Source organism: uncultured Psychrobacillus sp. (assembly GCF_938022135.1).
Classification (GTDB): Bacteria; Bacillota; Bacilli; order Bacillales_A; family Planococcaceae; genus Psychrobacillus.
On record NZ_CALIED010000025.1, the window covers coordinates 1 to 26,370 of the forward strand.

Here is a 26,370-nt window from a genome sequence, read left to right on the forward strand (position 1 = left end):
ATTAAATGATGTCAAAAATTGTTTTGCGTCAATCAAGCCGAAGCTTGTTGATGCTATATGTCTTAACGTTTTGCATGTTCAGTTTTCAATGTTCATTGCGCCGTTCGTTTTGGCGACTTTATTATCTTACCAAATCTACTTTTCAATGTCAACAACTTTTTTCAAGTTATTTTTGTGAGATTTAGAAGTAAAATTGGGAACTTGATTACTATACCACCCTGCCAGCACCTTTTACAAGGGCTTTTTAAAAGTAAAATAATTAAAATAATTCTCACCCAATATATAGTCGTATAAATAGAAAGAGACACTACTACTAGTAGTGTCCCATTCTTAAGCTCTTTAATCTCTATGACGCATCGTAGGGAATAATAAAACATCGCGAATAGACGGGGAGTTTGTTAATAACATTACCAAACGATCTATTCCAATTCCTAGTCCACCTGTTGGTGGCATTCCATATTCTAATGCCTCTAAGAAATCTTCATCCATTTCATGTGCTTCATCGTTTCCAGCAGCTTTCTCTTCTAATTGCGCTTCAAAGCGATTACGTTGATCGATAGGATCATTTAACTCTGTGAAAGCATTAGCATGCTCACGACGAACAATAAACAGCTCAAAGCGATCTGTAAAACGTCCATCCTCTGGATTTTTCTTCGCAAGTGGAGAAACTTCTACTGGATGTCCATAAATAAATGTTGGTTGAACTAAAGTTTCTTCTACCTTTTGTTCAAAGAATTCGTTTAGTACATGTCCCACTTCCATAGAAGGTTTAACTTCTACTCCATGTTCTTTAGCCAAGGCATGAGCTTCTTCTTTCGTCATCTCTTTCCAGAAATCAACTCCTGAAGTCTCTTTGACTGCATCTGCCATATGCCAGCGTCTCCAACCAGGAGCAAGATTGATCTCATCATCTCCATACATAACTGTAGTAGAACCAAGAACTTCTTGAGCAACATGTGCTACTAGATTTTCTGTTAGATTCATGATGTCTTTATAGTCAGCGTATGCCTCATATAACTCAATCATTGTAAATTCAGGATTATGACGAGTAGATACACCTTCATTACGGAATACACGGCCTATTTCATAAACCTTTTCTAAACCACCTACAATTAGACGCTTTAAGTGTAATTCAATTGCAATTCGTAAATAAAGCTCCATATCTAATGCATTGTGATGAGTAATAAACGGACGAGCTGCTGCTCCCCCTGCTACAGTATGTAACAATGGTGTCTCTACTTCTAAATAGCCTTGGCTATCTAAGTAACGACGCATAGATTGAATAATACGGCTTCTAGTGATAAAAGTGTTTTTGCTTTCAGCACTAGTCATTAAATCTAAGTAGCGTTGACGGTAGCGTTGTTCAACATCTTTTAACCCGTGGAATTTCTCTGGCATTGGACGTAAGGATTTAGTTAAGAAGGTAAACTCTGTTGCTTTTACTGACAATTCACCTACCTGAGTTCTAAATACTTTACCTCGAACGCCTACGATGTCACCTAAGTCTGCTGTAGTAAATAGCTCGTAAGCATCTTCACCAATTGCATCTTTTCGTACATAAATCTGAATTTGGCCGCCTAGATCTTGTATATGCGCAAACCCAGCTTTTCCTTTTCCGCGCTTCGTCATGATTCGCCCAGCTATTACTACTTCGTGAGGCGTTTCTTCTAACTGCTCTTTTGTGAACTCTTCATATTCAGAAACGACTTGGTCACTTAAATGAGTTCTTTCAAACTTTCCGCCAAATGGATCTAATCCTTTTTCTTGTATCGTAGTCATCTTCTGGCGTCTCACCAAAAGTTGATCATTTAATTCTTCCATGTTAGACATTTCCTTCACTCCTTTTACAATCTATTATTCGCAAGTATCCTTTACGTTGCATTTATTGTACACAATTTCAGTGTTTACTTCATCTTTTATTTCTGCCACTGAACCTAACGACTAAATAAAAAACGGAAAGAGCCGTCACTTGATGTGACAGCCCACTAAATTAAGCAAGAATTGTGCTAGCCTCATTATATTCCTTTAAAGACTCTTCTGCAAAGAAGCGCAAGTAATCCTTCAGCTCTTGTGCAGTTTCTGTTTGGTTAATCATATTTCTAGCCGTCCCGTTTCCACGGATCCCTTTAAGATACCAAGATGCATGCTTACGCATTTCACGGACCGCAATATGCTCTCCCTTAAGAGCAGTCAGCCGATCAAAATGTAATAAACATACGTCAATCTTCTCTTGCACAGTAGGTTCAGGCTTTAGCTCGCCTGTTTCAAGATATTCCACTGTACGATAAATCATCCATGGATCACCTAATGCTGCTCGTCCGATCATTACACCATCAACGCCTGTTTCATCTAACATACGTTTTGCATCTTGTGGAGTGTTCACGTCCCCATTACCGATGACAGGAATATTGACTGCTTCTTTCACTTGTCGTATTAAGTCCCAGTTTGCTTCTCCCTCATACATTTGTACACGAGTACGTCCGTGTACGGCAACTGCTGCTCCACCAGCGCGCTCGACTGCTTGTGCATTTTCTACCATATATAAGTGTTCTTCATCCCAGCCTGTACGCATTTTTACACTTACCGGTTTTTTTACATTATCTACAACTGCAGATACCATCTCATAGATCTTGTTAGGGTCCAAGAGCCATCTTGCCCCAGCCTCACATTTTATAATCTTATTCACTGGGCAACCCATGTTAATATCAATAATATCGGCTGAAGTGTGCTGGTCAACATATTGCGCTGCAGCTACTAGCGTTTCTTTTTCTCCGCCAAAGATTTGCAGTGACAATGGATTTTCACGTTCATCAATGTAAAGCATGCTTAATGTTCTTTCATTTTTTTGAACAATCCCCTTATCGCTAATCATTTCAGCATAGACAAGTCCCGCGCCAAACTCTTTAACCGTTAGACGGAATGCTGAGTTACAAATACCAGCCATGGGTGCCAAAACCACTCGGTTATCCATTACATGGTTACCAATTTGAAATGGCTTAGTCGGTGCATTTGTCATTTATCTTCACCTGCCTCTATTTCTCCTTTTAGTTCCTCTATCTTTATATCAAGTATGGCAGCAATCTTTTCCAACTGTGCTTCGGTTGGAGCGCGCTTACCTTGTTCAATTTTCCCAAGTATAGACACAGACATATCCATTTCTTTTGCAAGCTCGACTTGCTTGATCATCTTTAACCTTCGAAATGCACGAATGCGTCGACCCCAGCGAACTTTCTCCATAAATGGACGCCCTCTTTCTGGTCATGCACTAAATTCGAAAAAGCTTGTTTTGTCCGCGGATCGATTATATTAGGATTTAACTCCAAAAGCGGAACAAGCACGAAGCCTCTTTCCGCCATCCTAGGATGAGGAATAATGAGGTCTTCTGTTTTCATATTTTCTTCATTATACAACAAAATGTCAAGGTCTACTGTTCTTGGACCCCAGCGAACTACTCTCTTTCTCCCCAGTAAGTCCTCTATTTCATTGCATTTTACTAATAATTCATGTGGAGTAAATAAAGTCTTCAGTTCTACAACTATATTTAAAAATGCCGCTTGGTCCACGTAACCGACTGGAGCTGTCTCGTAGACCGACGACACCTTCAGAACATCTATCTGTTGTGTCTCCTTCAATAAACCAACTGCTTCTTGTAAAAATTCTAATCGATTCCCTATATTCGATCCTAAGGAAATGTATGCTACGTTCATAATATACCCCTCGTTATATCAACAGCTACCGAAGTGTAGTGGCCTACTATAGGAGGGTTTGGTTTTACTAGATGTATTCGACATCCACTTACTTTTTCCTTATACCGCTCCAGTATTCGAGAAGCAATTCTTTCCGCAACAGCTTCTATTAACAAGTAGGGTTTTCCCTCCACGATCTCCTTACAAAGCTCAAACACCTCAGCATAGTTAACCGTTTCATCTAAATTATCTGTTTCCCCAGCTTTTTTTAAGTCACAGGCAAGAGTCACCGTTACTTTAAAAATTTGCCCGAGCTTTGTTTCCTCTGGAAGTGCCCCATGAAATCCGTAAAATTCTAAATCATTTAAATGAATATAGTCCATCTGTTAAGCCTCCGCTTTCATCTCGATGCCTTTGCCTAATAAAGCATCCATCATTTTCGTCATTCTTGCCATCTCCTTGACATCATGAACTCTCACTATATGACAGCCAAGCTGGACACCATAGCATACTGTCGCTCCAGTACCCTCCATACGTTCGTCCACTGGCAAATTTAATACATTACCAATCATACGCTTACGGGAAGTAGCCAACAATACTGGGTAGCCCATATCCACGAGGTCAGCTAAATGCTGCATCATTAAAATATTTTGATCATGAGATTTTGCAAATCCTATACCTGGGTCTAACCAAATATTTTCATGAGGTACACCTGCTGTCCTGGCAATATGGATGCTTTCTTCTAAATCCTTCTTCGCCTCTATCCAAAAATCTACATAGTCCTCATCATCTCGATTGTGCATGAGTATAATTGGGACATTGAATTCGGCTGCCACATTGGCAATCTCCGGATCTTTCTTAGCTCCCCAAATATCATTAATGACGTGAGCCCCGGCCTCTATAGCTGCTCTAGCTACAGCTGATTTATACGTATCAATAGAAATGATTGCGTCCACTTGTCGGCTAATAGCTTGGATGACCGGCACAACACGCGCAATTTCTTCTTCATCAGATATTGGCGTGTATCCTGGTCTGGTGGACTCTCCCCCAACATCTATTATTTTTGCTCCTTCGGCTACCATTTGTTTTGCTCTACCAACAGCATGCTCTATCTCGTTGAACCTTCCACCATCCGAAAAGGAATCCGGTGTAACGTTAAGAATGCCCATTATAATCGTTTCATTTCGAAAATCTAGAGTAACTCCTCCAGCTTTAAACGGTTGTAAATTATGTTTTAAATTCATGTTATGCTCTCCTTTTTCCCTGAATACACGCAACATATTGTTTGTGGAGCTCTTTGTAAACAGGACCGAGATTTCCTAAAAACTGTTTCCCGCCAATACTTTTAATCGGAACCAGCTCCTGAACTGCGTTTGTTATAAAAACCTCTTCCGCATATTCTAAATGATTCTTTGTGTAAAAACCTTCTTCTATATCGCTTGTACAATTTTTTAAAATCCATTTTCTCGTCGTTCCATTTAATATTCCAGTCTCAACAGAGGGAGTATAGACTTTCCCGCCATTTACCCAAAAGACATTTGAAGTAATACCTTCTGCCACAAAACCTGAGGCATTTACAAAAATCCCTTCCTGATCAGCTAGTGAGTCTAGTTCAAGCCTCGCTTGAACATTGTTTGCAAAGTGGTGGGATTTATGACGAATGCTGCTCTCTGGAGTATTTCTGACAGTCTTTAACCATACTGCCGACTTCTCTTTACCACGTATCATCGGAGGAAGGGGCTTTCGATATAAAATAACGGTTGGTTCCTGATAATTGTTTGGCTGTAATCCCAGATCATGAATACCTGCACTAACGTTTAAACGAAAATACCCGTCTTCCCCTTTATTCGCTTCTGTTAATAAATTCACAGCCTCCAAAATGGCCTGCTTGTCATAAGGCAAGTCTATACGAAAATCGGCCAGTGCCTCTGTGAGTCTCAACCAATGCTCATCCCATAAAAATACGTTGCCATTGTAAGTACGAAACGTTTCGAAAAAGCCAAGGCCATATAAGAAGCCATGATCATAGGCTGATACCGTTAATTCACTAGCTTTATATAATTGCCCATTCTTCCAAGCCTCCATTTAGGACAGCTCCTTAGCATAGCAGTGGTCATGCACAAAGTTTTGGATTAGTTTTTTTCCTTCCTCCGTCATGATAGACTCCGGGTGGAACTGTACACCCTCTACTGGAAAATCCTTATGGCGTATTCCCATTATTTCTCCCTCCGCTGTCCAGGATGTAATTTCGAGACTGTCTGGAAGTGAGCCTCTCTCTACTATTAAAGAATGATAGCGAGTAGCAAGGAACGGGTTAGGCATATTCTTATTAACACCTTTGCCATCATGAAAGACCGGAGACGTTTTCCCATGCATCAGTCGTTCTGCACGAATTACATTCCCCCCAAACGCTTGGCCAATGGATTGGTGTCCCAAACAAACCCCTAGTAAAGGTATTTTCCCGGCGAAATAGGTGATTACTTCTAAGCTGATACCTGCCTCGTTCGGGGTACAGGGACCTGGAGAAACAACTATAACTTGTGGTGATAATTGTTCGATGTCTTCTATTGAAAGCTCATCATTACGAACAACCTTTATCTCTACCCCACACTCTCCGATATATTGTACTAAATTGTAAGTAAAGGAATCATAGTTATCAATCATTAGAATCATTTGCTTGCTCCTTCCGCCATAGCCTTTGCCTGCCATAGAGCCTTTGCCTTGTTAATCGACTCTATATATTCTGCACTAGGCTTTGAGTCAATTACTATACCCGCTCCTGCTTGGATATGAGCCATTCTTTCTTGTATAAATGCTGTCCGTATAACGATATTAAGCTCTATATCCCCGGTATATCCAAGCCATCCTATAGAACCTGTATATAATCCTCTTCGAACAGGCTCTAACTCATCTATGATTTCCATGGTTCTTATTTTTGGTGCTCCAGTAATGGTTCCACCTGGGAACATTGCTCTAACTATTTCTGCATTTGTCGCCCCTTGACGTAGCTGCCCCTTAACATTTGAAACAATATGCATGACATGGGAATAACGCTCAATCACCATAAACTCATTTACTTCCACTGTGCCATAAGCAGAAACGCGCCCTAAGTCGTTCCTCTCCAGATCTACAAGCATGACGTGCTCAGCACGCTCTTTTTCATTTTCAATCAGCTCATTTGCCAATAAAAGATCTTCTGCCTCGTCTTTCCCTCTTGGCCTTGTACCAGCGATGGGTCTTGTAGATAGCTCCAGCCCCTTTTTCTTTACTAATAGCTCAGGAGATCCTGATACTACAGTAAACTCCGGTGACTGTATATATGCCATATAAGGAGAAGGGTTGAAGGTACGCAATGCCTCATACATTTCAATGGCAGATGCTTTTAACTCTTTAGATTGACGAACTGATAAGTTAACTTGGAAAACGTCTCCTTGAGCAATATATTCTTGAATTTTTAGCGTAGCTTCTTCAAATTCCTCTGAACTCATCGACACATGTAGCTCCGATGAATCCTCTTGAACTTCCATTGCAGCTCCTGGCAAGAAGATTCTAGAGGATATGCCCTGATCGGCTGCCTGTTTGTATCGCTCTTCCATTTCCTCTAAATCCTCACTACTGCTAGAGAGTTTCATCAATGTTACTGTTTCAGTCTCCACATCCAACACAGCCCAGCTATCTAATAGATAAAAGTATATATCCGGTATATGCAAATCATCTTCTGAATGGGTTGGTAGCACTTCTATCTTTCTAGCATAATCGTAGCTAATAAAACCAGCTGCTCCCCCTTGAAAATCAGGAAGGCTGTTATCGTAAGAAATCTTATAGTTTGCAATGAGACGCTCGAGCTCATCTAAGGGTTCGCCCTCTATAGATTCCTCCCCTCCTTCTCTCCACTTAACATGGATACCCTTCTCCTCAGACCTAATAGTAGCTACTGGATTCCAGGCCGCTACAGAAATATGACCGCCTCTCCCACTCTCTAAGAACAGATGATGTGTTTCGTTTTTGGTAAGCTCTTTATATCCATAAAAAAATGCCTCTTTAGACATTTGGAATGAATGTGTATGAAGATGTAATCCCACTATTTTCATTTCCCCCTAAAAACAATCTGACTTCATCTTAACGTGAAACTGTTACTTTTTGCCACAAAAAAGAGAGGAAGTAAACAAACTCCCTCTCGTTACATCAACTCTTATGAAATTAACTTTCGAAACATATATAAATTAGTCTTCAAATTGATAAAGAGGTGTACTCAAGTAACGTTCCCCGTTGTCAGGGATAACTGCAAGAACTTTTTTCCCTTTACCAAGTTGTTTCGCTAACTGAAGCGCTCCATAAATAGCAGCACCTGCAGATACTCCACCTAAGATTCCTTCACTTTTAGCAACTTCACGAGAAGTAGCATAAGCATCCTCGTTAGAAACTTGAATAATGGAATCATATAACTTAGTATCTAATACTTCTGGTACAAAGCCAGCGCCAATCCCTTGAATTTTATGTGGTCCTGGTTTACCACCAGAAAGGACACTTGAATCTTTTGGTTCAACTGCAGCAATGTGGATATTCGGGAATTTTTCCTTTAACACGCCACCAGCACCTGTTATTGTACCACCAGTACCGATTCCAGCAACAAATCCATCTAATTGGTCAAATGCTTCTACAATTTCAGGACCAGTTGTTAAACGGTGCACCTCTGGGTTTGCAGGGTTATTAAATTGTTGTGGCATAAACCAACCGTTTTCATTCGATAGTTCTAGCGCCTTCGCAATTGCACCCTTCATACCATCAGCTCCAGGTGTTAACACTAATTCAGCACCATATGCACGAAGTAAATTTCTACGCTCTAAGCTCATTGTGTCTGGCATTACTAATACAGCTTTATATCCTTTTGCTGACGCAATCATTGCTAGCCCGATTCCTGTGTTACCACTTGTAGGCTCAATAATTGTGCTTTCTGCATTTAATTTGCCTTCTTTTTCGGCATTTTCAATCATTGCTAGAGCAATACGATCTTTTACACTGCTTCCAGGGTTAAAATATTCTAATTTCACATAAACCTCAGCATCTTCTGGGCTAGTCACTCTGTTTAATTTAACAATCGGTGTTTTACCTATTAAATCTGCTACACTATTCGCTAATTTTGCCATTCTACGATTCACTCCTAATCCCTACTTGATTGATAGGTTTTATTTCCTATATCATATCAATCTTTGAGAACTACTGTCAATTAATACAGTTCGCCAAATAAAGTAAATTTTTTTATTGACTACTCTTTTAAAATAAGCAGTTCACACACATTTCCATAATTACTAACCTACCCCTTTTACTACAGTACAATCAAAAATTTAAATTCTTGTTCTATATATTCTACGGGACTTTAGACTCTTATATACATTTGTTTTCAAAATGAATCCATTTCGTGTTCCGTAAGAGAGCAGCATGGGATATTCCCGACACTCTTGCGTCGTCTATAAAAAGCGCCCTCCAATGTTAGATTCATCCAACACTGGAGGGCGGTTTAAAGCCTTATTTTTACTGTTCGCCATATATCCATTCGGCTTTATATTCCTGCCAGAATGATTCTTGTGTTACAGATTGATGTATTTGACTTAGTGCCAACTCTCTCTTTATATGACCTTCTACTTTCTCATAAGAGAATGCTTGTCCTTCAAATATATCCTTTACAAGTGCTATTGCATAACGGCCATCCTTAAGAGCGATAACTCCGCTAGTCTTTCCTTCTTTAACTTTCTCTAATGCCTCAACTAAAGCTTCATCTATCGAATCAGTACCTTTAGAGATATAACCCACGTCTCCACCTAAGCTTGCAGAACTTGGATCTGTCGAACGCTCTCTTGCCAGACCATCAAAGGACGATTCATCCTTGAGCTCTTTTAAAACAGCTTTCCCTTCCTCTTCTGTAGCCACGTAAATAACGCTAGTACGGTAGGAAGTTGGGATATTATATAGATTTTTATTATTTTCATAGAAATCCTTTATATCCTTTTCCTTTACATTAACATCTTTTGCTAATACCTTCTCTAAAATAAGGCGAGATCGAATTTTCTTTCGTAATATCTCATCGTCATATGCTTGAAGGGAAGTGTCTGTACCTTCCCTTGTGGACCTAATAAGCGCTAGCTCCAGATCTATCTCCGCGTCCGTTACTTTAATATCGTTTTTCTTCGCAGCAGCCTCCATGACTTCTGCGTTTACCATATCTAATAATACTTCTTTTCCATAAATTGTTTCCATGGAAGCCATCCATTGCTCTTTCGTAATAATCTTTCCATCAACTGAAGCGACTTCTTCGGATGCCTTTGCTTGTTGATCATTTGGTATTAACCAAGCTATAAACCAAAGTAAGTTTCCAAGTAAAAGTATACCTAGTACAATAAGTACCGGTTTCGTTTTTAAACGTCGTTTAGGTTGAGTTGGAACATTATTATGAATTGATTTCATCGATAAAAGACTCCAATTCATTTACTGAGTAATTATATTTTTCCATACAAAAATGACATTGAGCCTCAGCACCGCCGTCTTCTTCAATCATGTCACGGATTTCACTTTCCCCAAGACTGATAATTGCACTACCAAATCGATCTTTAGAGCAATTACATTCAAATTGTACTGGCATCTCATTTAATATTTGAACGTTTTCTTTCCCAAGAATTTCAAATAAGAGTTCCTCTGGAGTCAATCCTCTTTCAATTAACTTAGACACCGGCTCCATCTTATTTAAATGTTCTTCTATAATTGTTATAGTCTCGTCATCTGTCCCTGGTAATAACTGAATGATAAACCCACCAGCAGCCAAAATGGAGTTGTCTGGGTTCACCAATACTCCTAGACCTACTGAGGACGGAACTTGTTCTGAAATAGCGTAATAGTAAGTGAAATCCTCTGCAATTTCTCCAGAAACTATTGGTACTTGTCCCGTGAAGAAGTCTCGCATTCCTAGATCTTTGACAATTGTTAAAGTACCCTCTGTTCCAACTGCACGACGAACATCAAGCTTACCTACTGAGTTTAAGTCGAAATGTACTTGAGGATTTGTTACATATCCACGCACCTCACCTTTAGCATTGCTATCGATGATCATAGGACCAATAGGACCGTTTCCTTCTACTTTAACTGTTAACTTATCGTCACCCTTTAACATTGCTCCCATCATAACTGCAGCGGTCATAGATCTACCTAATGCGGCAGAAGCAGTTGGCCACGTTTGATGACGTTGCTGTGCCTCACCTACCGTACCTGTTGTGCGAACTGCAAATGCTCTAACACTTCCTTCAAAAGCTAAAGCTCTAACTAAATAATCATTCATTTATCTCATACCTCTTTCATCTATATTTCGTTGATAAATTAAATACAATCCTTTTAATGTAAGAAAAGGATCAATCATATCCATAATCGTTGTTTCATTACCTATTAAAGGAGCAAGCCCTCCTGTAGATATAACTTTAGGATTCACTTTAGAAACTTTTTTCATCCTATTTACAATGCCCTCCACTTGCCCAACGTATCCAAATACGATACCAGATTGCATGGCGGAAACTGTATTTTTGCCGATTACATGCTCTGGAGTTGTAAGTTCAATTCTAGGAAGCTTACTAGCCTTTTCAAATAATGCTTCTGTTGAAATACCGATTCCCGGAGCTATAGCACCACCCAAGTATTCACCTTTTTCATTTACATAACAGTAAGTGGTTGCAGTACCAAAGTCCACAATAATTAAAGGTGCTCCATATTCATGAATAGCTGCTACTGCATTAACAATACGATCGGCACCGACTTCACGAGGATTTTCATATTTTATATTCAATCCCGTCTTTACACCGGGACCTACAACTAAGGGTTTTATACCAAAATACTTCTTACACATCGCTTCTAAGGAGAACATAATTGGCGGCACTACTGAGGAAATGATAATACCTTCTATTTGTTCGAAAGTTATATTAACATGAGAAAAGAGTGCTTTGACCTGCATCCCGAACTCATCCTCTGTTTTACGACGGTCCGTCTCCATTCTCCAGTGATGAATCAGCTGATCATTATGGTAAATTCCTAGGACAATATTTGTATTTCCTGTATCAAGCACAAGTATCATGAAGATTTTCCTCACTTTTACGTAGATTTCCAACACATCATACCATATTTCCCGAGAAATAAAAAAGCTGAGTGACTCGCCTAAAGACGAAAATCACTCAGCTATATATTTTATTTATCAGTTGGACGCTTTTCTTGAATTGGATCTGAAGTACTATCTGTACGTTCTTCTAGAATAGGACCGGTCTCATGAGACGTGCCTTTTTCTGATGGTAAATCACCGATTGTCGGATCAGAAGAAGCTCCTGTAGCATCGGAATCCTTTTCCTTACTCAAATCAACCTTTTGATCGTTTTGATCGTATTCACGAACAGGTAGTGTTCCATGCTCTTGTAAATGTAAAATTTGAGCAGCATCTAACGTTTCAACATCTAATAACGTATTTGCGATTAAATCTAACAAATCGCGTTTCTCTGTTAAGATCTGTTTAGTTCGTTCGTATTGCTCTTTGATCATCGTTTGCATCTCATGATCAATTTCATATGCAATCTTATCGGAATAATTTTGCTCTGAGTTAAAGTCACGACCTAGGAAGACATTTCCTCCTTGAGTTTGACCAAATTGCATTGGTCCTAGCTTGTCACTCATACCATATTCCGTAACCATTTTTCTGACGATACCAGTAGCACGTTGGAAGTCATTATGAGCTCCTGTAGAAACTTCTCCAAAGACGATATCCTCTGCAACACGACCACCTAGTAATCCTGAAACTTTATCCAGAAGCTCTGGTTTAGTCATGAAGTAACGATCTTCTTTTGGAAGCATTACTGCATATCCACCAGCTTGGCCACGAGGAACAATAGTTACTTTATGAACGACTTCTGCATCATCTAGTGTTAAACCTACTACTACGTGTCCAGCCTCATGGAAGGCAACAATTTTACGTTCTTTCGGAGATATTACTTTACCAGATTTAGCTGGTCCAGCAATAACTCGGTCTGTTGCTTCATCAATGTCTGACATATCAATTTTTGTTTTGTTTCTTCTAGCAGCTACCAGGGCAGCTTCATTTAGAAGATTTTCTAAATCTGCTCCAGAGAATCCTGGTGTACGTTGAGCAATTGCTTTCAAATCAACCGTATCATCTAAAGGTTTGTTGCGTGCATGTACTTGAAGCACTGCTTCGCGACCTTTAACATCTGGGCGACCTACTGTAATTTGACGGTCAAAACGTCCAGGACGTAGAAGAGCCGGGTCTAGAATGTCTGGTCTGTTTGTAGCTGCGATGATAATAATACCTTCGTTAGCTCCAAAACCATCCATCTCAACAAGTAATTGGTTTAGTGTTTGCTCACGCTCATCGTGACCGCCACCAAGACCTGCTCCACGTTGACGACCAACTGCATCAATTTCATCTATGAAAATAATACAAGGCGCATTTTTCTTTGCATTTTCAAACAAATCACGTACGCGGGATGCACCGACCCCAACGAACATCTCTACGAAGTCAGAACCACTGATAGAGAAGAATGGTACTCCTGCTTCACCAGCTACAGCACGTGCTAGTAACGTTTTACCAGTACCTGGAGGACCCACTAAAAGAATCCCTTTAGGTATACGTGCTCCAATTTCTACAAACTTGCGTGGATCTTTCAAGAAGTCTACAACTTCTACTAACTCTGCTTTTTCTTCATCTGCCCCAGCAACATCTGGGAATTTCACTTTTTTCTTGTCGTTATCATACAGTTTTGCTTTACTCTTACCGAAGTTCATCACACGGTTACCACCGCCTTGAGATTGGCTCAATAAGAAGAAGAATAAAATGATGATAATCAAGAAAGGAAGTAGACCGGTAAAGAACTGTACCCAGCCACTAGTTTTTGAAGTTTCAATAACATCAATTTGTACATTATTTGCAGTTGCTAGTGAATCTATTCTCTCTAGCACTTTTTCACTATTGTAAGGAAGTTTAGTTAAAAACTTTTCTCCTTCTTCATAGCCCTTCATAGAACCTTCTATAAAGTAAACTCCTTGTTCAGGTTGCATTGAAAAGCTAGTAACATCACCTTTTGAAAGTGAAGTCATAAATTCATCATAACGAATATTTTTAGTAGGGGTATTATTTGTATTGAACGTAGCAAATATTCCTACAATCACAAAAAATATCAATAAATACAATATGGCGTAGCGCAATGCTCGATTCATTCCTAGCCTCCTCACAAGGTAAACAGAAAAACTAATGATTATCTTAACATACGTTTTTTTTGGCGTACAATGAAAAGCCTTCTAAAAAAGAACAAAATTTTAAGGCTTTGTTCATATCTATTAATGACTTTCATAGAGCTTCGCAGCTTCTAAATTTAAAAAGAGTAAACTTCTTTTTTAAGAACACCAACGTACGGTAAGTTTCTGTATTTTTCTGCGTAATCTAATCCATAACCAACAACAAAAGCATCTGGAACTATAAAACCAACATAATCAGCTTCTAACTTTACTTTTCTGCCTGTCGGCTTATCCAATAATGTGACAATCTTAATAGATTTTGCTTTACGATACTTGAATAGATCCACTAAATAGCTTAATGTCATCCCACTATCAATGATATCCTCAATAATTAAAATATCTCGGCCCTCTACACTTGTATTCAAATCTTTTACAATTTTCACTTCACCGGAAGAAACAGTAGCATTTCCATAACTAGAAACGTCCATATAGTCCATTTCGATGTATGTATCCACTCGTTTCATCAAATCAGACATAAATGGCATTGCACCTTTTAAAATTCCGATAGCAAGGGGAAATTGGTCCGCATAATCTGCAGTAAGCATAGCTCCAAGCTCATTTGTTTTTTCTTGAATTTGTTCTTCTGTCAATAAAATCTCTAGAATATCTTTCTCTAGCATTTCTAGTCCCCCTAGTCATTTATCTCGCTTTACAAACATCACATAGTTCTGCGAGCTGTGTTGCTTTGAAAATAATTCTCCGTAGCGTAAGCCAATTACTGCAATTATATCATTGTTAGCTTGCACAAGCAGTGGCCAACTCATCCTATCCTCTGGTAAGACCTTCTCATCGATAAATAGACGGGAAACTTTTTTAGAAGAGGACATTCCCTTGATACGTATTCGATCACCTTGTACCTTCTGTCTTATAGAAAGCGGAAAGTGGTGGTTTTCTAATTGTACAAACCATTTCTCTTGGGAAAGATCGTCTGTTAAGTTTCGCGTTAAGTAGATGGAAAAGCCAGCACCGCAATTGATCCAACAATCTTCCGACAAAACAAATTCCCCACGTATAACAGGTGCCGTTTTATGAGCGCTAAATTGTATGTGGTTGTAATGGCGAGTGAGATGAAAAGCATTTGGTAAGTGTAATACCTCATTACCTTCATGATTATTGCAAGCGGCGAGAATGGATTCAATCAATCGATCGTTAAGTAGTATATCGGAGTTTTTGTATAGATACTCTAATAGTAGTAGAATCACTCTTCTTTGTAAAGCAATGGGAACTGTAGAAAAGCTTAGAGAATCTATAACCAATGCCCCTTCCTCATTAACCGTCACAAGCTGTTCATACTTTTTTGCCGCTATCTCTTGAAGGTACTTTTCATCCTGAAGCTGTTTCTCTACAAAATGCATTATTCGATCGCTTATATTTGGATTTTCTTCTTTCAAGAGAGGCACTAATCGATGGCGAATTCGATTTCTTGTATATGTATGTTTGTCATTGCTTGGGTCATGTCTATGAAGTTGTTGTTGGTCCTTTAGATAGGTTGCAATCTCTTGCTTTGTAACACCTAGAAAAGGACGGATTATTTGACCACTTGAAAAAGGTCTCTTTTTTGGAATCCCCGTTATCGTGGAGCTAATAGTACCTCTTATTAACGACATCAAGACATTTTCTATTTGGTCATCTGCATGGTGTCCCAACAAAAGCTTGTTATAATTATAGGCTTCCATCACCTCATCGAAAAAGGAATAACGCTCCTGCCTACAAATAACTTGAACATTTCCCCCTTCTTGTTCCACTCTACTCATCACCTCTAACGTAGCAGAATAGAAAGGAAGTTTTAACCGATTAGCTAATTCCTTGACGAATTCGAGGTCCTCGGCAGACTCTTTTCCACGCAATTGATGATCTGTATGAACAATACCAAGCTCACAACTGTAAAAAACCGCAAGTTCCCTCATGGCTAGTACCACTGCAACAGAGTCTGTACCGCCAGAACAAGCGATAAGAAGACGCTCTTTTTCTTCAATCAATCGGTGCTGGTCTATATATTGCTTCACCTTTCGAACGAATGGATGCATCTTCTCATCTCTCCCTTAAAAATAATCTATCTTCATAATTCACTTCTCTATAAACATTTATACTAGTCTAGTGTACCATTTTTTCTTGAAATTTTGCGGCTTGTCTTGGTGAAAATATCGACCATTCCGGTACAGCATGCTTCACCTGCATAAAGATTACAGTTCTATCATCTCCTGGCAATGAGTAGGTTTCCTCTAAAATCTTCACAAATTTTTCTGCACTCATTGTAGGATCCTGTAACACCTTTTTGTAGTAGGCCTCCTGTTTTTCTATTGTTGTATTTGCTGAGAACACACCATCCGATAGCATTAATAATATATCTCCATCTTTAATATCGACCTTTTTCGCCTCTATTGAAAAAGTAGGCAAAAAGCCAAATGGCACATGCTTACTTTCAATTTTACGCATCTCATTACCTCGAATTAGATACGTAGACATACTACCAGCTTTCCAGGACCACAACTCTCCCTTTTGTAAATCTATTAAAGCCAGATCTACCGTAGCATAGCTATCTGAGTCATCTTGTAGACTCATCATATAATGCAATGTATGCATAGTTGTCTCAGGATCCATTTTCTTATGAAGGCATTCCCTCATAAACTGCATTACCCTCCTACTTTCCCTATGTGCCTCTACATTATTACCCATCCCATCTGATAAAATAACTGCTAATAACCCCGGGTGTAGCTGGAAAACGGCATGTGCATCTCCTGAATAGATTGTATTTTTACTAGAAGAAGTAAATATATCGTGTGAAACACTAAATCGGACAGAAGATTTAAATGATACTTGAATATGTTCATATGGGTGATGAACTTCTTTCATCGAAGTTATTTCAAAAGGTTCCTTCCATAGCTCATATAAAATCGGAATTATTAACCTTTCCCCTATCATTTTACCTCTAGCTTCTATTGGCAAACAGCAGACTACCTCCATCTGACCCACATCAATGTTCAATACATCTATTTGATAAAATGGAATATTGCATTGCTGAAATTTCTGTTTCACCTCTTCCTCCTGGGATGTATACAACGCAACATTATTTTCTAAGTTGTTCATCAGCTCACTCATGTGATTTCCCATATCTCTCAATTTTAAGGCAAACATCTTTTTACCATGCTGCATTTCATAGGCTAGCTTTCTTTTCGCCTCCCTCTCCTTTAATTCGTGCATTATTTGTAATGGTTTAACGCATTTAAACTGCATTTTCTTTTCTAACTGTATCCTCGCTTTTTTAGGTTGCTCCTCCCATTGTTGAATTAGACTCGGTATGCCGTTTGATTTTGCCCCCCAACATTTTTCATAATGAAAACAAGACTGACAAGTTACTAATGCTTCTACCCTCTCCTCACTTGCTACTTTAGGTTCAAATCGATCTGATATAAAACGCGTAATGAAATCCACAAAGTGTTGAAATTCCTGTAACTGATGATTCACCTTTTCAGTCATCCACTTCTGTCTTCTCAATAAGACATGCGTCGTGTCAGGATAAAGCTGTTCCTTCAAATCCTTAATCCATGCAGAAGGAATCATAAAAAAGATTAGCGAGGCCGCTACCAATGAGCCGATATAAACCGAATCTAGAGGTAACGTTCGATCATATAACAGAAAGAAAAATGTGGCTCCAAGCATACTGAATGCCTGCCAAAGCCTGCCAAATCTCTTATGGAGACCCGCTAAGAAGCCGGTCAAGGCATAAACCGCAATCATTCCACTAAAGCTTAAGGTGGAAATACTTAATACCGTGCCCGCCAGGACTGCCACAACAGTAGAAAGTTGAACACCTCCTACCGCGGCAGCAACAGCAATTACTAGATGTGCAAGTATTAATGGAACCGAAACATAACCAATGATAAAGGATGACATACCAGTTAGCACTAGGGCTCCTATTAATAAAGCAGAGCCCATCCTTTCCATTGTCCATTTTTTATGGATCAATTCGGGTAATGGAATGAATAACTGAAACAAAAAGATTGTCATGAACAAGCTCAATACACCTTCGTACCCTATCGCTAACCAAACAGAAACTGGAACTGAGCCCCTATATGAAGCGAATTGCCAAAGAACCTGGATCAATACGACATCTATTAATACAAATAAGGGAATAGGGATTTTATTTATCAGCTTCTTTCCTTGAAGCGTAAAGAAAATACCCTGAAATACATGAATCATCAATTGCCCTAATCCAAGCGTCAAGCTTCCTAATAGTGCTCCTGCAAATGTCCAAGGAATAAATCGTTGAAATCTTAAGCTAACCAATGCCCAAATAGGCAAGAAAAATGGTACTGACGCTTCGAATAGAACAACCTGGGCTAAGAAAAATGAAAGTACAAAGAATGTCGCCATTAAGGTTAAGGTGACCTTTCTTGCTTGAATATTTTCAACTACCCTTCTCCATGTGAAACTTCTTTTTTGCTCTTGTTCGTAAATAGTTTTCATATTGTATTCCTCCCTATTCAACTCATGTTCGAAGTATACCTAGTGGATCTCAAAAAGTATGTCTCTTCCTGGCACCACTCTCAAAAACTTTTCGACCTGATATACCACGTTTTGAATTCCCTGAAATATTGAATGATGCATTTGGCCCTGGACCACTCGAAAACCAACGTATTCCTAGGTTATTATCCGCACATAAATTGTCAGTTTTTTTCGTAAATGAATATTTATGAATATCTTTTTAAAAAAGTATTGACACTTTGTCCAAACGCTTGTAATATGATATTTGTTGTTATAACGGCGGCCTAGCTCAGCTGGCTAGAGCGTACGGTTCATACCCGTGAGGTCGGGGGTTCGATCCCCTCGGCCGCCATTTATACGGCCCCTTGGTCAAGCGGTTAAGACACCGCCCTTTCACGGCGGTAACACGGGTTCGAATCCCGTAGGGGTCATCTTTAAAAAGAGGTTGCATACTTGCAACCTCTTTTTTGTTATCCTTTTATCAAAGGAGGCAGGTAAATGTTTAAGAAGAAAAGTGATCCACTTGTAGTAGCTGAGCATTTTGTTCAGCAATACTTTCCTCATTGTCTAGGAGCCATTTTAGCTGGGAGTGTTGTTCGAGGAGAAGGTACCTCCACCTCTGATTTGGATATTGTAATATTCGATGAGCACATTCTCACCTCCTATAGAGAATCTCTATACTTAGAAGGATGGCCAATAGAGGTATTTGCCCATAGTTTGAGCTCCTACAAGCAATTCTTTGAGCTGGATTGTGAAAGGGCTAAGCCTTCCCTTCCAAAGATGGTCGCGGAGGGAGTGGTATTAAAGGGGCAAGGGGTATTGTCCCCTATTCAAGAAGAGGCTCGCGTACTATTGTCGAATGGACCGAGGGAATGGTCTAAAGAGACTATTACGATGAAACGCTATTTTCTTACAGATGTTTTAGATGATTTTATTGGCTGTACAAATACCCAAGAGGAGCTATTTGTCGTCCATTCCCTCTTAGATCTAGCCAATGAATTTGTATTAAGAACAAATCGGCAGTGGACGGGTACGTCTAAATGGGGGTATCGTGCTTTGAAACAATTTGACGAATCATTTGCAATTAAATTTACGGAAGCCTTCGATGCCTATTACAAGCATCGTGAAAAAGAGAAGATTGTCGAGATTGTCGACGAGATGCTTCAGCCTTATGGTGGGCGCTTGTTTGAAGGGTTTTCTTTAGGCAAGCCTACCAGTGATGATCACTAAGCATAGTTAACCTAATGCAACAGTTGGAGATATATCTGTACGATAATATATCGGAAAGACTATGCGCCTGCAAAGAAAAATGGAGATTATCATATTGTAGATCATTTATAATCTTCTAAACCTAGTGTTTAATTAGTTGATTCATATTAGAATCTTCAAATATTAATTCTTTCTAAAATTTTGTAGTAGGATACTTAAATCTTTCCAGAATGTATTTTTATATTGCTTGAAATTGTGCAGAACATTAATTTGCATAGTAGGAATACTAAGTGATTGAAGTGAAAGGCGGCGACTCCTGCCGGAATAGCATGAGGTGAAGACCCCGCAGGAGCGCAGCGACGAGGAGGCTGAGGCCATGCCGGCGGAAAGCGTCCGACTGGAACGGAAATCGCAATTTCTTATTTACTTCCCAAAGAACAAAACCCGTAGACCTTTTGAAAATGGTCTAACGGGTTTTTGAGAGGTTAGTTATTATATTCCGGTGTTATTTGTTTTTGATGATGTAGGTCATGCTCGATGAAGTCTGTAAAATAATTTCGTATAGTACTTGAATGGTCACCAATATAAAAGTACTTATCCCATTCTACTTCATCAATTTTCTGAAGCTCTGCCATGATCGCTTCACGTTGCTTTTTTGCATGAGCAAGGGTTTCTTTAAATGTTTGTTCATGAGCAAGGGCTGCAGCTTTTGCATTGAAGTCTTCGAAATTCGGATACGCTTGATGTTTTTCCCCTTCTTTCATTAGAGGTAAACGCTCCTGCAAGGTAAACTTATCCCACTCTGCCAGATGCATTACAATCTCGTTTGGAGTCCATTTCCCTTCTCGATAAGGAGTATTTCCTTCATCCTCACTCATCTTCTCAAGAAAGGTCAACCAACGTAAGTAGTTTTGATGTGCATGTAGAATTTCATCCTTAGTCATCACTCATCCTCCTACACTAAATCCTAGATTTAACTATTCATTCTCTTTTTCATGGTTGCACTAAGTAAATATTACCTTAGTTGTGCGTATTTTGAAAATATTTTAAATACAAGAAAAGCGCAGGCACCTATGTCTGCCCCGACAGGCAAATGGGGAAAAGCGAGGAGGCAGTTCCTCAGCCACCGGAGCTTTTATCCATTTGACCCCGAGGGGCAAGGTGCCAGAGCTAGACATCAATTTATCCACAGGTTCAAAATTTTATAATTTTCCTAAACAACAAAAAAGGCACTAGCTAAGCTAGCACCTTTCTACATCTATTAAACATTTTTTCTACCGATAAAACAGACAGCATGTTATCCTCGTTTTGCGCCTCTACCACCGCGTTTAGATTCAGTTGCGCGTTTTAACGTAGTCAAACGATCTTCACTATCCTTTAAGAATCTCGCCATTTTTTGCTCAAAATTCTCTTTGCTCGGACGATCACGATCGTTCGGGCGGTTATTACTGCGTGGACGCTGAGGACGTTCTGGTCTCTCTGGTCTTTCTGCTTGTGGCTTTGCTTTACGAATAGATAAGCCGATTTTGCCATCCGCTTCAACATTCATCACTTTAACTTCTACCATGTCGCCCACTTTTAAATGATCATTAATATCCTTCACATAGTTATCTGCAACTTCACTAATGTGAACTAGACCAGTTGAGCCTCCTGGAAGCTCGACAAATGCTCCGAAGTTAGTGATTCCTGTTACTTTACCTTGTACCTTGCTGCCTACTTCAATTGACATAAAAAAAATGCTCCTCCTTAAAATTTAAGCGGTCCTTAAAAAATGAATTTGTATAGTTTTTTTATACATATCCTATCTTTTATTATAGCTAACAAAAAAAGAGTGTCAACAAGACCACTCTCTTCAAATTGGTTTTTTTTAATTTACTTATCATTTTCCTCTGGAAGAGAGAAGATAATTTCGCCTTCCTCTGAAAGGAAAAATTCTTTTCTTAATAACTTTCCGATGTAATCATCATCATTTAACTTGGAGATTTGGATTTTGAGCATTTCTTGGTCTTCTTGAACTTTTGCTAGTTCTTCTTCTACCTGGACCTGCTGTTCCTTTTTCTCTGCTAATGTTTGATGGCTGTTCACAAGGGTCATTATTAAAAATCCAGTTACTGCTATTGAAACGATAAAGAATACTGCTAACCGTCTAAATAACCGAACTTTTTTAGATTTTATACGAGATTCGCGACGTTGAACAGAGCGTAAATAATCTGTATTTATAGATGCCACTTGTTTTTCGTATGGTTCTTTTTGTATTTGTCTCTGCCTCACATCGTTCTCTCCTATCTTTTCTTATATTTTTTCTTATATTTTTGGTATCTTTTATTATAACTTATTTTTGGCAATTTCTGTAGTGCCAATAGCTTTAATTTTTTGTATGGAGTACGGAATGGTTTTATTATTAAACTGATAATAAATATGATAAAAGATATAATTTTTCCAAGAATCCTTAAAATGGTCCGAATTATGAACCAAATCGGCTTTACTACCAAACGCAAAAAGATTCTTCCAGCTAACCGAAAGACGGGCTGAAAAAATAACTGGTAAAGGAGGATTCCTAACACTTGTGCAAGTGGATCATAAATTCTCCAAATCCCGTCTCGTACATTAAAAAGAATGTAAAAGGTCGCTAGTCCCATTAAAATCCAAATAACTATTTCTAACACTACCTGATATTTAAAAACAAAGGAACGCTTGGGAGTATGCCCCGTTATAAAACGCGTTCCTTCTATTACAGCACCAACTAAAATACCGCTGCCAATCATTAGCATTAAACTATAAAACTGTAGAGAAAGTGTCATCCGAATAATTTATGAAGTAATCCTCTAGCACCGTCTGAACTTTGTTCCTCATCGTACTCCATAGATCGTACAATGCCCTCCAAAGTTAGAAGTCCTTTATCAACATCTAGATGGACAATCTTCAAGTCCTCTCCTTTGATATGAAGGGTTCCTTGAGATGTACGTACATAAAATTCCTGCTGATCAAATCGTTCGATTGCTTTTACAGATGTTAAGTCCATTCTTTTACGATTTCTAAGTGAAATTAAGTGATCCCCCGACGGAATTGTGATAGTTTGATTCTCTGCTTGATATTGCATATACTCTCTCCTCTCCTTGTCCTAATCTATTGTATGCTCCATATAAAAAAAGCATGACACAATCTCATGCTTTTTTTTAAAAGAATTTATTCTTAATAGATTTAGCCGGAAAGGAAGACTATCATCTTCCAATTTAAACGTAATCTTTGAAAACCAAGATAATCTTTCTCCTAATCTTCATCATCAATGAACTGAGGGTCTACCTTCTCTAATCTCTCTTCTTTAATAATGGTGAACATGGATGCAGCCTCTTCTTTTTTAGCAGAGTCTTTAATCCCGTCCACGGATGCAGTCACAACCTTTTGGCCGAAACGAATAGATAGCTCGTCACCAACCTTAACGTCAGAGCTAGCCTTTGCCACCTTATTATTAATGGTAATACGTCCTTGATCCGCTACCTCTTTAGCTAATGTTCTTCTTTTAATAAGTCTTGAAACTTTTAGAAATTTATCTAATCTCATATCCTCACTGCCTCTCTAATTTTTTGGCATCCTTCCAAAACTGGTCAAGCTCCTCTAAGTTATAATCTTCAAAGCTTCCTCTGTTTTGTTGAACACATCGTTCTATATATTCAAATCTTCTTTTGAATTTTTGATTTGCTTGCATCATGGCAAGCTCAGGAGATAGTCCGTAAAAACGTGCTAAATTCACCACGGTAAACAATAAATCTCCCAGCTCATCTGTCTGTGCTTCTTTATCATTAGATACGAGCTCAGCCTTCCACTCCTGCAGCTCTTCCTCAAACTTATCCCAAGCTCCAGAAACCTCTGGCCAATCAAAGCCAACTTTGGCAGCTCTTTTTTGATAATTAAAGGAGGTCAATAGAGACGATTCCGTTCGTAATTCATCCTCTAATAAAGATTTTGACGTTTTCTTACCTTCTTTTTCTTTAATCTCCTGCCAATTACTTAATACTTGTTCTGTACTATTTGCTTCTACATCTCCAAAAACATGCGGATGTCTTCGAATCATTTTTTCAGTTATAGAAGCTAATACATCCTCTAAGCTGAAGTATCCATTGTCTTCTCCAATTTGAGCATGTAAGAAAACCTGTAACAGTACATCTCCCAGCTCTTCTACAATATGATCGTCATCTTCCTCGTCTATTGCTTGAAGTAGCTCGTAAACCTCTTCTACTGCATATTTTTTCAAGGTTGTATGTGTTTGTTCCTTATCCCAAGGGCACCCATTAGGACCCCTTAGCTGGGCTACCACCTCTCGAAGAGTTTGCCACTCCTTTACACGACTTTCTTTTTCATGAATAGGCGGAACGTATAAGGTGGTTAAATTATTTAATTCCATTTCCCGATCCAGTTCAAATAAAGGCACCTTTTTTAAAACTTCTTCGGAGGAACCTGCCGCTGTCACTATTGTGACCTCGAAATCGTCCGGATACTTTTCCATTAGTGTTAGCTTAACGTCTGAAGCACTAAAGGAATCATAAACCTGCCCTATTAAAACGTGAGAATTCATCTGTATATCATCTCGCTTAAAGCTAGTTCCGTCTATCAATTGAAACCCTTCTATAGGATCTATGCGAAGAGCTCCAAAAATAGGGTCTAGAAAGCTCTGCCCGCCCTCTATAGTAATCGTTGCCTTGCCTTGTTTTTCAGCCTGAACCAATAGTTGAACGGTTTGCTCCGCTACTAAAGGGTGACCAGGAACAGCATAAATTATCGGATTTACAGCTGACAGCTTCAGAAGATTTTCCACTATCTCTTTATACACATTCTCAAATTGATCATTCTTTTCATAAATAGCATCGAAGCTAGTCCATGTTACGCCCTCTGTTTGGAGCTCCTGAAGGACTGGATGCTGTTCTGTACGAACGTATAAATGAGTAGCATTTTTTAACTTTTTATAAATCCCTAGTGGAAGCTGATTTAAATCACCAGCCCCAAGTCCGATTATTGTAATTTCGTGCATCTTCTCACAACCTTACTTTTCTTTATTTAGCCAAAGCTGAAGCTTGGCCATTCTTCTTCCAAAGGGAAGTAAGAACCATTCTTTCTCTGCAATTACACGTCTTTTCGTCAATACAAAGATAAAAACTATTGCACCAAGCATTACCGAACTAAGTGAAATGACTACTGCCTCCACTCTGCTAGATAAAATTCCAACTGGAAAATGATCTATAAGCCTAGTATAAGCAATAACGATTACGAACATAACTAATGATGCATGAGCAACTCCCTTATAAAAACTGTTGGGAGCGAAGCGTATTTTCCACTGTTTTTTAAAGTAAAACAACATCAATATACATGCAATAGCTAAACTAGCATTCCCCGACCAGGCAGCACCAATTACACCATAACTAGGTATTAGTATACCGTTTAATATCCATTTACAGCACACACAAAGTAGTAAGATTAGAGTTGGAACTCTCACCTTTCCTCCACCTTGAAGCATAGCCATGAATGTTAATATTAAAGACATCCAAATAATCTGCAAAGAAAATACCATGAGAGTAATAGATTCTGCACGCGTTTTAAACAGCATTTCGTTTAAATAAGGAAGTACTGCAATAAGTCCTAATGCGGCAGCAATTCCAAACGTAAAGGCTATTCTAAACGTCAACTGCATAAATGGTTGGGCCGTTCTTCCTTTGTCTTTATTTAAACGATGTGCAACAAGAGGCACGATAGAAAGAGAAAGGGTAGAGGCGATGACAATCCCAAGCTGTACGAGTGGTTGGCCTCGATCATATACGCCCTTTTTCTCCATCGCCTCTTGTCTACCCATTCCATTATCTATTAGTAACTGAAATACTGTGAAGGAGTCTACCAGTTGAAGAAGTAAAAATAGCAATGCACTTATACTTGCACTTATACTTAGCATCGTCAGTTGCTTTACGATGGGCCATACAGGCACCGGTCCTACATTTTCTTCTTTACCTGTTTTCTTTGTTATCTTCCAATAGACTATTCCTAAGAACACTACTCCTCCCAATTCTCCAGCAACTGCTCCATACATCGCCATACTTCCCGCTTTATATAAATCCAAGCTATTTAAGAGAACTATCCAGGTCCCGAGTAAAATAACCGAGACACGAATGGCCTGCTCTAGTACCTGAGCATAAGCAACTGTCCCCATTCGTCCCTCTGCTTGAAATTCTCCTTTTAGGACTGCAAGGAGTGGCATAAGCAGAATGACATAGGATCCTGCTCTTAAAAGCTGAGCTAGTTGGACATCCCCCATAAAACTGCCTAATAAATTTGCACCAAAAAATAAGAAAACAAAAAATATAATAGAAATAATTCCGATATAATAAAAAGCAATTTTTCTTATTTTAGGGATTGCAAAGGTTTTCCCATTCGCTTTATAATCAGACAAAATTTTGGAAAGTGCTATAGCAAAGCCAAAAGAAGTCCAAGTTGTAATAATCGCAATAAAAGGATAAACCTGTTGGTAAATGTAAAAGCCTTCATCGCCGACTAGGTTTTGAAAGGGTACGCGATAAACTGCACTAAGTAGTTTCACGATAATTGCTGCCACCGTTAGCATGGCAGCGCCCTTCATATACGATTTCATATTCCAATCATTACTCATTTTTAAAAT

General features: G+C 39.0%; 26 protein-coding genes and 2 tRNA genes. 3 read left to right on the top strand and 25 right to left on the bottom strand.

Annotation, left to right across the window (positions count from 1 at the left end):
• Nucleotides 1-339: 339 nt before the first annotated feature.
• The 17 genes from lysS to Q0371_RS06340 all read right to left on the bottom strand — a co-directional run bounded on the left by lysS (nucleotide 340) and on the right by Q0371_RS06340 (nucleotide 18,485).
• A complete protein-coding gene (gene lysS / locus Q0371_RS06260) occupies nucleotides 340-1,830 on the bottom strand; it encodes a lysine--tRNA ligase (protein WP_298469506.1) in 1,491 nt (496 codons plus the stop codon).
• A gap of 160 nt (nucleotides 1,831-1,990) precedes the next feature.
• On the bottom strand, nucleotides 1,991-3,016 hold the full coding sequence (gene dusB, locus Q0371_RS06265) for a tRNA dihydrouridine synthase DusB (protein ID WP_298469509.1): 1,026 nt from the start codon (nucleotides 3,014-3,016) through the stop codon (nucleotides 1,991-1,993).
• Complete coding sequence (locus tag Q0371_RS06270) at nucleotides 3,013-3,186, bottom strand: helix-turn-helix transcriptional regulator (RefSeq protein ID WP_340886226.1); 174 nt, start codon at nucleotides 3,184-3,186, stop codon at nucleotides 3,013-3,015. The genes dusB and Q0371_RS06270 overlap by 4 nt, the downstream gene beginning before the upstream one ends.
• Before the next feature lie 2 nt (nucleotides 3,187-3,188).
• Nucleotides 3,189-3,710: a 2-amino-4-hydroxy-6-hydroxymethyldihydropteridine diphosphokinase gene (folK, locus tag Q0371_RS06275; RefSeq protein ID WP_298469624.1), complete on the bottom strand. Its 522-nt coding sequence runs from the start codon at nucleotides 3,708-3,710 to the stop codon at nucleotides 3,189-3,191.
• Nucleotides 3,704-4,069 (bottom strand): dihydroneopterin aldolase, encoded by a 366-nt coding sequence (gene folB, locus Q0371_RS06280; protein ID WP_298469515.1) that lies wholly within the window; start codon nucleotides 4,067-4,069, stop codon nucleotides 3,704-3,706. Before folB ends, folK begins: the two co-directional genes overlap by 7 nt.
• Before the next feature lie 3 nt (nucleotides 4,070-4,072).
• A complete protein-coding gene (folP, locus tag Q0371_RS06285) occupies nucleotides 4,073-4,930 on the bottom strand; it encodes a dihydropteroate synthase (protein ID WP_298469518.1) in 858 nt (285 codons plus the stop codon).
• Nucleotide 4,931: 1 nt separating this feature from the next.
• Entirely contained in the window at nucleotides 4,932-5,771 is an 840-nt protein-coding gene (gene pabC, locus Q0371_RS06290; RefSeq protein ID WP_298469521.1) for an aminodeoxychorismate lyase, read from the bottom strand.
• On the bottom strand, nucleotides 5,772-6,359 hold the full coding sequence (gene pabA, locus Q0371_RS06295; RefSeq protein ID WP_251557197.1) for an aminodeoxychorismate/anthranilate synthase component II: 588 nt from the start codon (nucleotides 6,357-6,359) through the stop codon (nucleotides 5,772-5,774).
• Nucleotides 6,356-7,777 carry an anthranilate synthase component I family protein gene (locus Q0371_RS06300; RefSeq protein WP_298469523.1) on the bottom strand — a complete coding sequence of 474 codons (1,422 nt, stop codon included), beginning with the start codon at nucleotides 7,775-7,777 and terminating at the stop codon, nucleotides 6,356-6,358. Before Q0371_RS06300 ends, pabA begins: the two co-directional genes overlap by 4 nt.
• A gap of 132 nt (nucleotides 7,778-7,909) precedes the next feature.
• On the bottom strand, nucleotides 7,910-8,833 hold the full coding sequence (gene cysK, locus Q0371_RS06305; protein ID WP_169360374.1) for a cysteine synthase A: 924 nt from the start codon (nucleotides 8,831-8,833) through the stop codon (nucleotides 7,910-7,912).
• Nucleotides 8,834-9,218: 385 nt separating this feature from the next.
• On the bottom strand, nucleotides 9,219-10,148 hold the full coding sequence (locus Q0371_RS06310) for a peptidyl-prolyl cis-trans isomerase (protein ID WP_169360373.1): 930 nt from the start codon (nucleotides 10,146-10,148) through the stop codon (nucleotides 9,219-9,221).
• Complete coding sequence (hslO, locus tag Q0371_RS06315; protein ID WP_169360372.1) at nucleotides 10,132-11,013, bottom strand: Hsp33 family molecular chaperone HslO; 882 nt, start codon at nucleotides 11,011-11,013, stop codon at nucleotides 10,132-10,134. The genes Q0371_RS06310 and hslO overlap by 17 nt, the downstream gene beginning before the upstream one ends.
• A complete protein-coding gene (locus Q0371_RS06320; protein WP_169360371.1) occupies nucleotides 11,014-11,796 on the bottom strand; it encodes a type III pantothenate kinase in 783 nt (260 codons plus the stop codon).
• Nucleotides 11,797-11,906: 110 nt separating this feature from the next.
• On the bottom strand, nucleotides 11,907-13,940 hold the full coding sequence (ftsH, locus tag Q0371_RS06325; protein ID WP_169360370.1) for an ATP-dependent zinc metalloprotease FtsH: 2,034 nt from the start codon (nucleotides 13,938-13,940) through the stop codon (nucleotides 11,907-11,909).
• A 155-nt stretch (nucleotides 13,941-14,095) separates the two neighbouring features.
• Complete coding sequence (hpt, locus tag Q0371_RS06330; RefSeq protein WP_169360369.1) at nucleotides 14,096-14,638, bottom strand: hypoxanthine phosphoribosyltransferase; 543 nt, start codon at nucleotides 14,636-14,638, stop codon at nucleotides 14,096-14,098.
• Nucleotides 14,639-14,653: 15 nt separating this feature from the next.
• The gene (gene tilS, locus Q0371_RS06335) at nucleotides 14,654-16,045 is read right to left on the bottom strand and encodes a tRNA lysidine(34) synthetase TilS (protein ID WP_298469533.1); all 1,392 of its coding nucleotides are present in this window, start codon (nucleotides 16,043-16,045) and stop codon (nucleotides 14,654-14,656) included.
• Between the two features lie 67 nt (nucleotides 16,046-16,112).
• Nucleotides 16,113-18,485, bottom strand: coding sequence for a SpoIIE family protein phosphatase (locus tag Q0371_RS06340; protein ID WP_298469537.1), 2,373 nt, complete (start codon nucleotides 18,483-18,485; stop codon nucleotides 16,113-16,115).
• Nucleotides 18,486-18,781: 296 nt separating this feature from the next.
• Here Q0371_RS06340 and Q0371_RS06345 point away from each other — a divergent pair.
• From Q0371_RS06345 to Q0371_RS06355, 3 genes are all read left to right on the top strand, one after another.
• Nucleotides 18,782-18,855, top strand: a tRNA-Met gene (locus Q0371_RS06345).
• A 7-nt stretch (nucleotides 18,856-18,862) separates the two neighbouring features.
• Nucleotides 18,863-18,934 (top strand) — tRNA-Glu (locus Q0371_RS06350).
• Between the two features lie 67 nt (nucleotides 18,935-19,001).
• Entirely contained in the window at nucleotides 19,002-19,733 is a 732-nt protein-coding gene (locus Q0371_RS06355; RefSeq protein WP_169360366.1) for a nucleotidyltransferase domain-containing protein, read from the top strand.
• 464 nt (nucleotides 19,734-20,197) lie between these two features.
• On the opposite strand, the gene Q0371_RS06360 is transcribed toward Q0371_RS06355, so the two are convergent.
• From Q0371_RS06360 to Q0371_RS06390, 8 genes are all read right to left on the bottom strand, one after another.
• Complete coding sequence (locus tag Q0371_RS06360) at nucleotides 20,198-20,656, bottom strand: DinB family protein (RefSeq protein WP_169360365.1); 459 nt, start codon at nucleotides 20,654-20,656, stop codon at nucleotides 20,198-20,200.
• Nucleotides 20,657-21,009: 353 nt separating this feature from the next.
• Entirely contained in the window at nucleotides 21,010-21,441 is a 432-nt protein-coding gene (locus Q0371_RS06365; protein WP_169360364.1) for a S1 domain-containing RNA-binding protein, read from the bottom strand.
• Nucleotides 21,442-21,584: 143 nt separating this feature from the next.
• Nucleotides 21,585-21,983: a septum formation initiator family protein gene (locus Q0371_RS06370; protein WP_298469544.1), complete on the bottom strand. Its 399-nt coding sequence runs from the start codon at nucleotides 21,981-21,983 to the stop codon at nucleotides 21,585-21,587.
• 11 nt (nucleotides 21,984-21,994) lie between these two features.
• Nucleotides 21,995-22,513: a spore cortex biosynthesis protein YabQ gene (gene yabQ, locus Q0371_RS19190; RefSeq protein ID WP_169360363.1), complete on the bottom strand. Its 519-nt coding sequence runs from the start codon at nucleotides 22,511-22,513 to the stop codon at nucleotides 21,995-21,997.
• Nucleotides 22,510-22,812, bottom strand: coding sequence for a sporulation protein YabP (gene yabP, locus Q0371_RS06375; RefSeq protein ID WP_169360362.1), 303 nt, complete (start codon nucleotides 22,810-22,812; stop codon nucleotides 22,510-22,512). The genes yabQ and yabP overlap by 4 nt, the downstream gene beginning before the upstream one ends.
• A 170-nt stretch (nucleotides 22,813-22,982) precedes the next feature.
• Nucleotides 22,983-23,273: an RNA-binding S4 domain-containing protein gene (locus Q0371_RS06380; RefSeq protein WP_251556966.1), complete on the bottom strand. Its 291-nt coding sequence runs from the start codon at nucleotides 23,271-23,273 to the stop codon at nucleotides 22,983-22,985.
• A gap of 4 nt (nucleotides 23,274-23,277) precedes the next feature.
• Entirely contained in the window at nucleotides 23,278-24,738 is a 1,461-nt protein-coding gene (gene mazG / locus Q0371_RS06385; protein WP_169360360.1) for a nucleoside triphosphate pyrophosphohydrolase, read from the bottom strand.
• A 12-nt stretch (nucleotides 24,739-24,750) separates the two neighbouring features.
• Entirely contained in the window at nucleotides 24,751-26,361 is a 1,611-nt protein-coding gene (locus tag Q0371_RS06390; RefSeq protein ID WP_298469552.1) for a polysaccharide biosynthesis protein, read from the bottom strand.
• Between the last annotated feature and the right edge of the window lie 9 nt (nucleotides 26,362-26,370).

Coding starts and splice junctions, on each gene's coding strand:
- cysK (WP_169360374.1), bottom strand. CDS start 8,833: ATGGCAAAATTAGCGAATAGTGTAGCAGATTTAATAGGTAAAACACCG.
- hpt (WP_169360369.1), bottom strand. CDS start 14,638: ATGCTAGAGAAAGATATTCTAGAGATTTTATTGACAGAAGAACAAATT.
- hslO (WP_169360372.1), bottom strand. CDS start 11,013: ATGAATGATTATTTAGTTAGAGCTTTAGCTTTTGAAGGAAGTGTTAGA.
- Q0371_RS06390 (WP_298469552.1), bottom strand. CDS start 26,361: ATGAGTAATGATTGGAATATGAAATCGTATATGAAGGGCGCTGCCATG.
- Q0371_RS06355 (WP_169360366.1), top strand. CDS start 19,002: ATGTTTAAGAAGAAAAGTGATCCACTTGTAGTAGCTGAGCATTTTGTT.
- lysS (WP_298469506.1), bottom strand. CDS start 1,830: ATGTCTAACATGGAAGAATTAAATGATCAACTTTTGGTGAGACGCCAG.
- dusB (WP_298469509.1), bottom strand. CDS start 3,016: ATGACAAATGCACCGACTAAGCCATTTCAAATTGGTAACCATGTAATG.
- Q0371_RS06320 (WP_169360371.1), bottom strand. CDS start 11,796: ATGATACTTGTGCTTGATACAGGAAATACAAATATTGTCCTAGGAATT.
- Q0371_RS06270 (WP_340886226.1), bottom strand. CDS start 3,186: ATGATCAAGCAAGTCGAGCTTGCAAAAGAAATGGATATGTCTGTGTCT.
- mazG (WP_169360360.1), bottom strand. CDS start 24,738: ATGCACGAAATTACAATAATCGGACTTGGGGCTGGTGATTTAAATCAG.
- pabC (WP_298469521.1), bottom strand. CDS start 5,771: ATGGAGGCTTGGAAGAATGGGCAATTATATAAAGCTAGTGAATTAACG.
- Q0371_RS06360 (WP_169360365.1), bottom strand. CDS start 20,656: ATGACTAAGGATGAAATTCTACATGCACATCAAAACTACTTACGTTGG.
- Q0371_RS06340 (WP_298469537.1), bottom strand. CDS start 18,485: ATGAAAACTATTTACGAACAAGAGCAAAAAAGAAGTTTCACATGGAGA.
- Q0371_RS06380 (WP_251556966.1), bottom strand. CDS start 23,273: ATGAGATTAGATAAATTTCTAAAAGTTTCAAGACTTATTAAAAGAAGA.
- yabQ (WP_169360363.1), bottom strand. CDS start 22,513: ATGACACTTTCTCTACAGTTTTATAGTTTAATGCTAATGATTGGCAGC.
- yabP (WP_169360362.1), bottom strand. CDS start 22,812: ATGCAATATCAAGCAGAGAATCAAACTATCACAATTCCGTCGGGGGAT.
- ftsH (WP_169360370.1), bottom strand. CDS start 13,940: ATGAATCGAGCATTGCGCTACGCCATATTGTATTTATTGATATTTTTT.
- folP (WP_298469518.1), bottom strand. CDS start 4,930: ATGAATTTAAAACATAATTTACAACCGTTTAAAGCTGGAGGAGTTACT.
- folB (WP_298469515.1), bottom strand. CDS start 4,069: ATGGACTATATTCATTTAAATGATTTAGAATTTTACGGATTTCATGGG.
- pabA (WP_251557197.1), bottom strand. CDS start 6,359: ATGATTCTAATGATTGATAACTATGATTCCTTTACTTACAATTTAGTA.
- tilS (WP_298469533.1), bottom strand. CDS start 16,045: ATGCATCCATTCGTTCGAAAGGTGAAGCAATATATAGACCAGCACCGA.
- Q0371_RS06365 (WP_169360364.1), bottom strand. CDS start 21,441: ATGTCAATTGAAGTAGGCAGCAAGGTACAAGGTAAAGTAACAGGAATC.
- Q0371_RS06310 (WP_169360373.1), bottom strand. CDS start 10,148: ATGAAATCAATTCATAATAATGTTCCAACTCAACCTAAACGACGTTTA.
- Q0371_RS06300 (WP_298469523.1), bottom strand. CDS start 7,777: ATGAAAATAGTGGGATTACATCTTCATACACATTCATTCCAAATGTCT.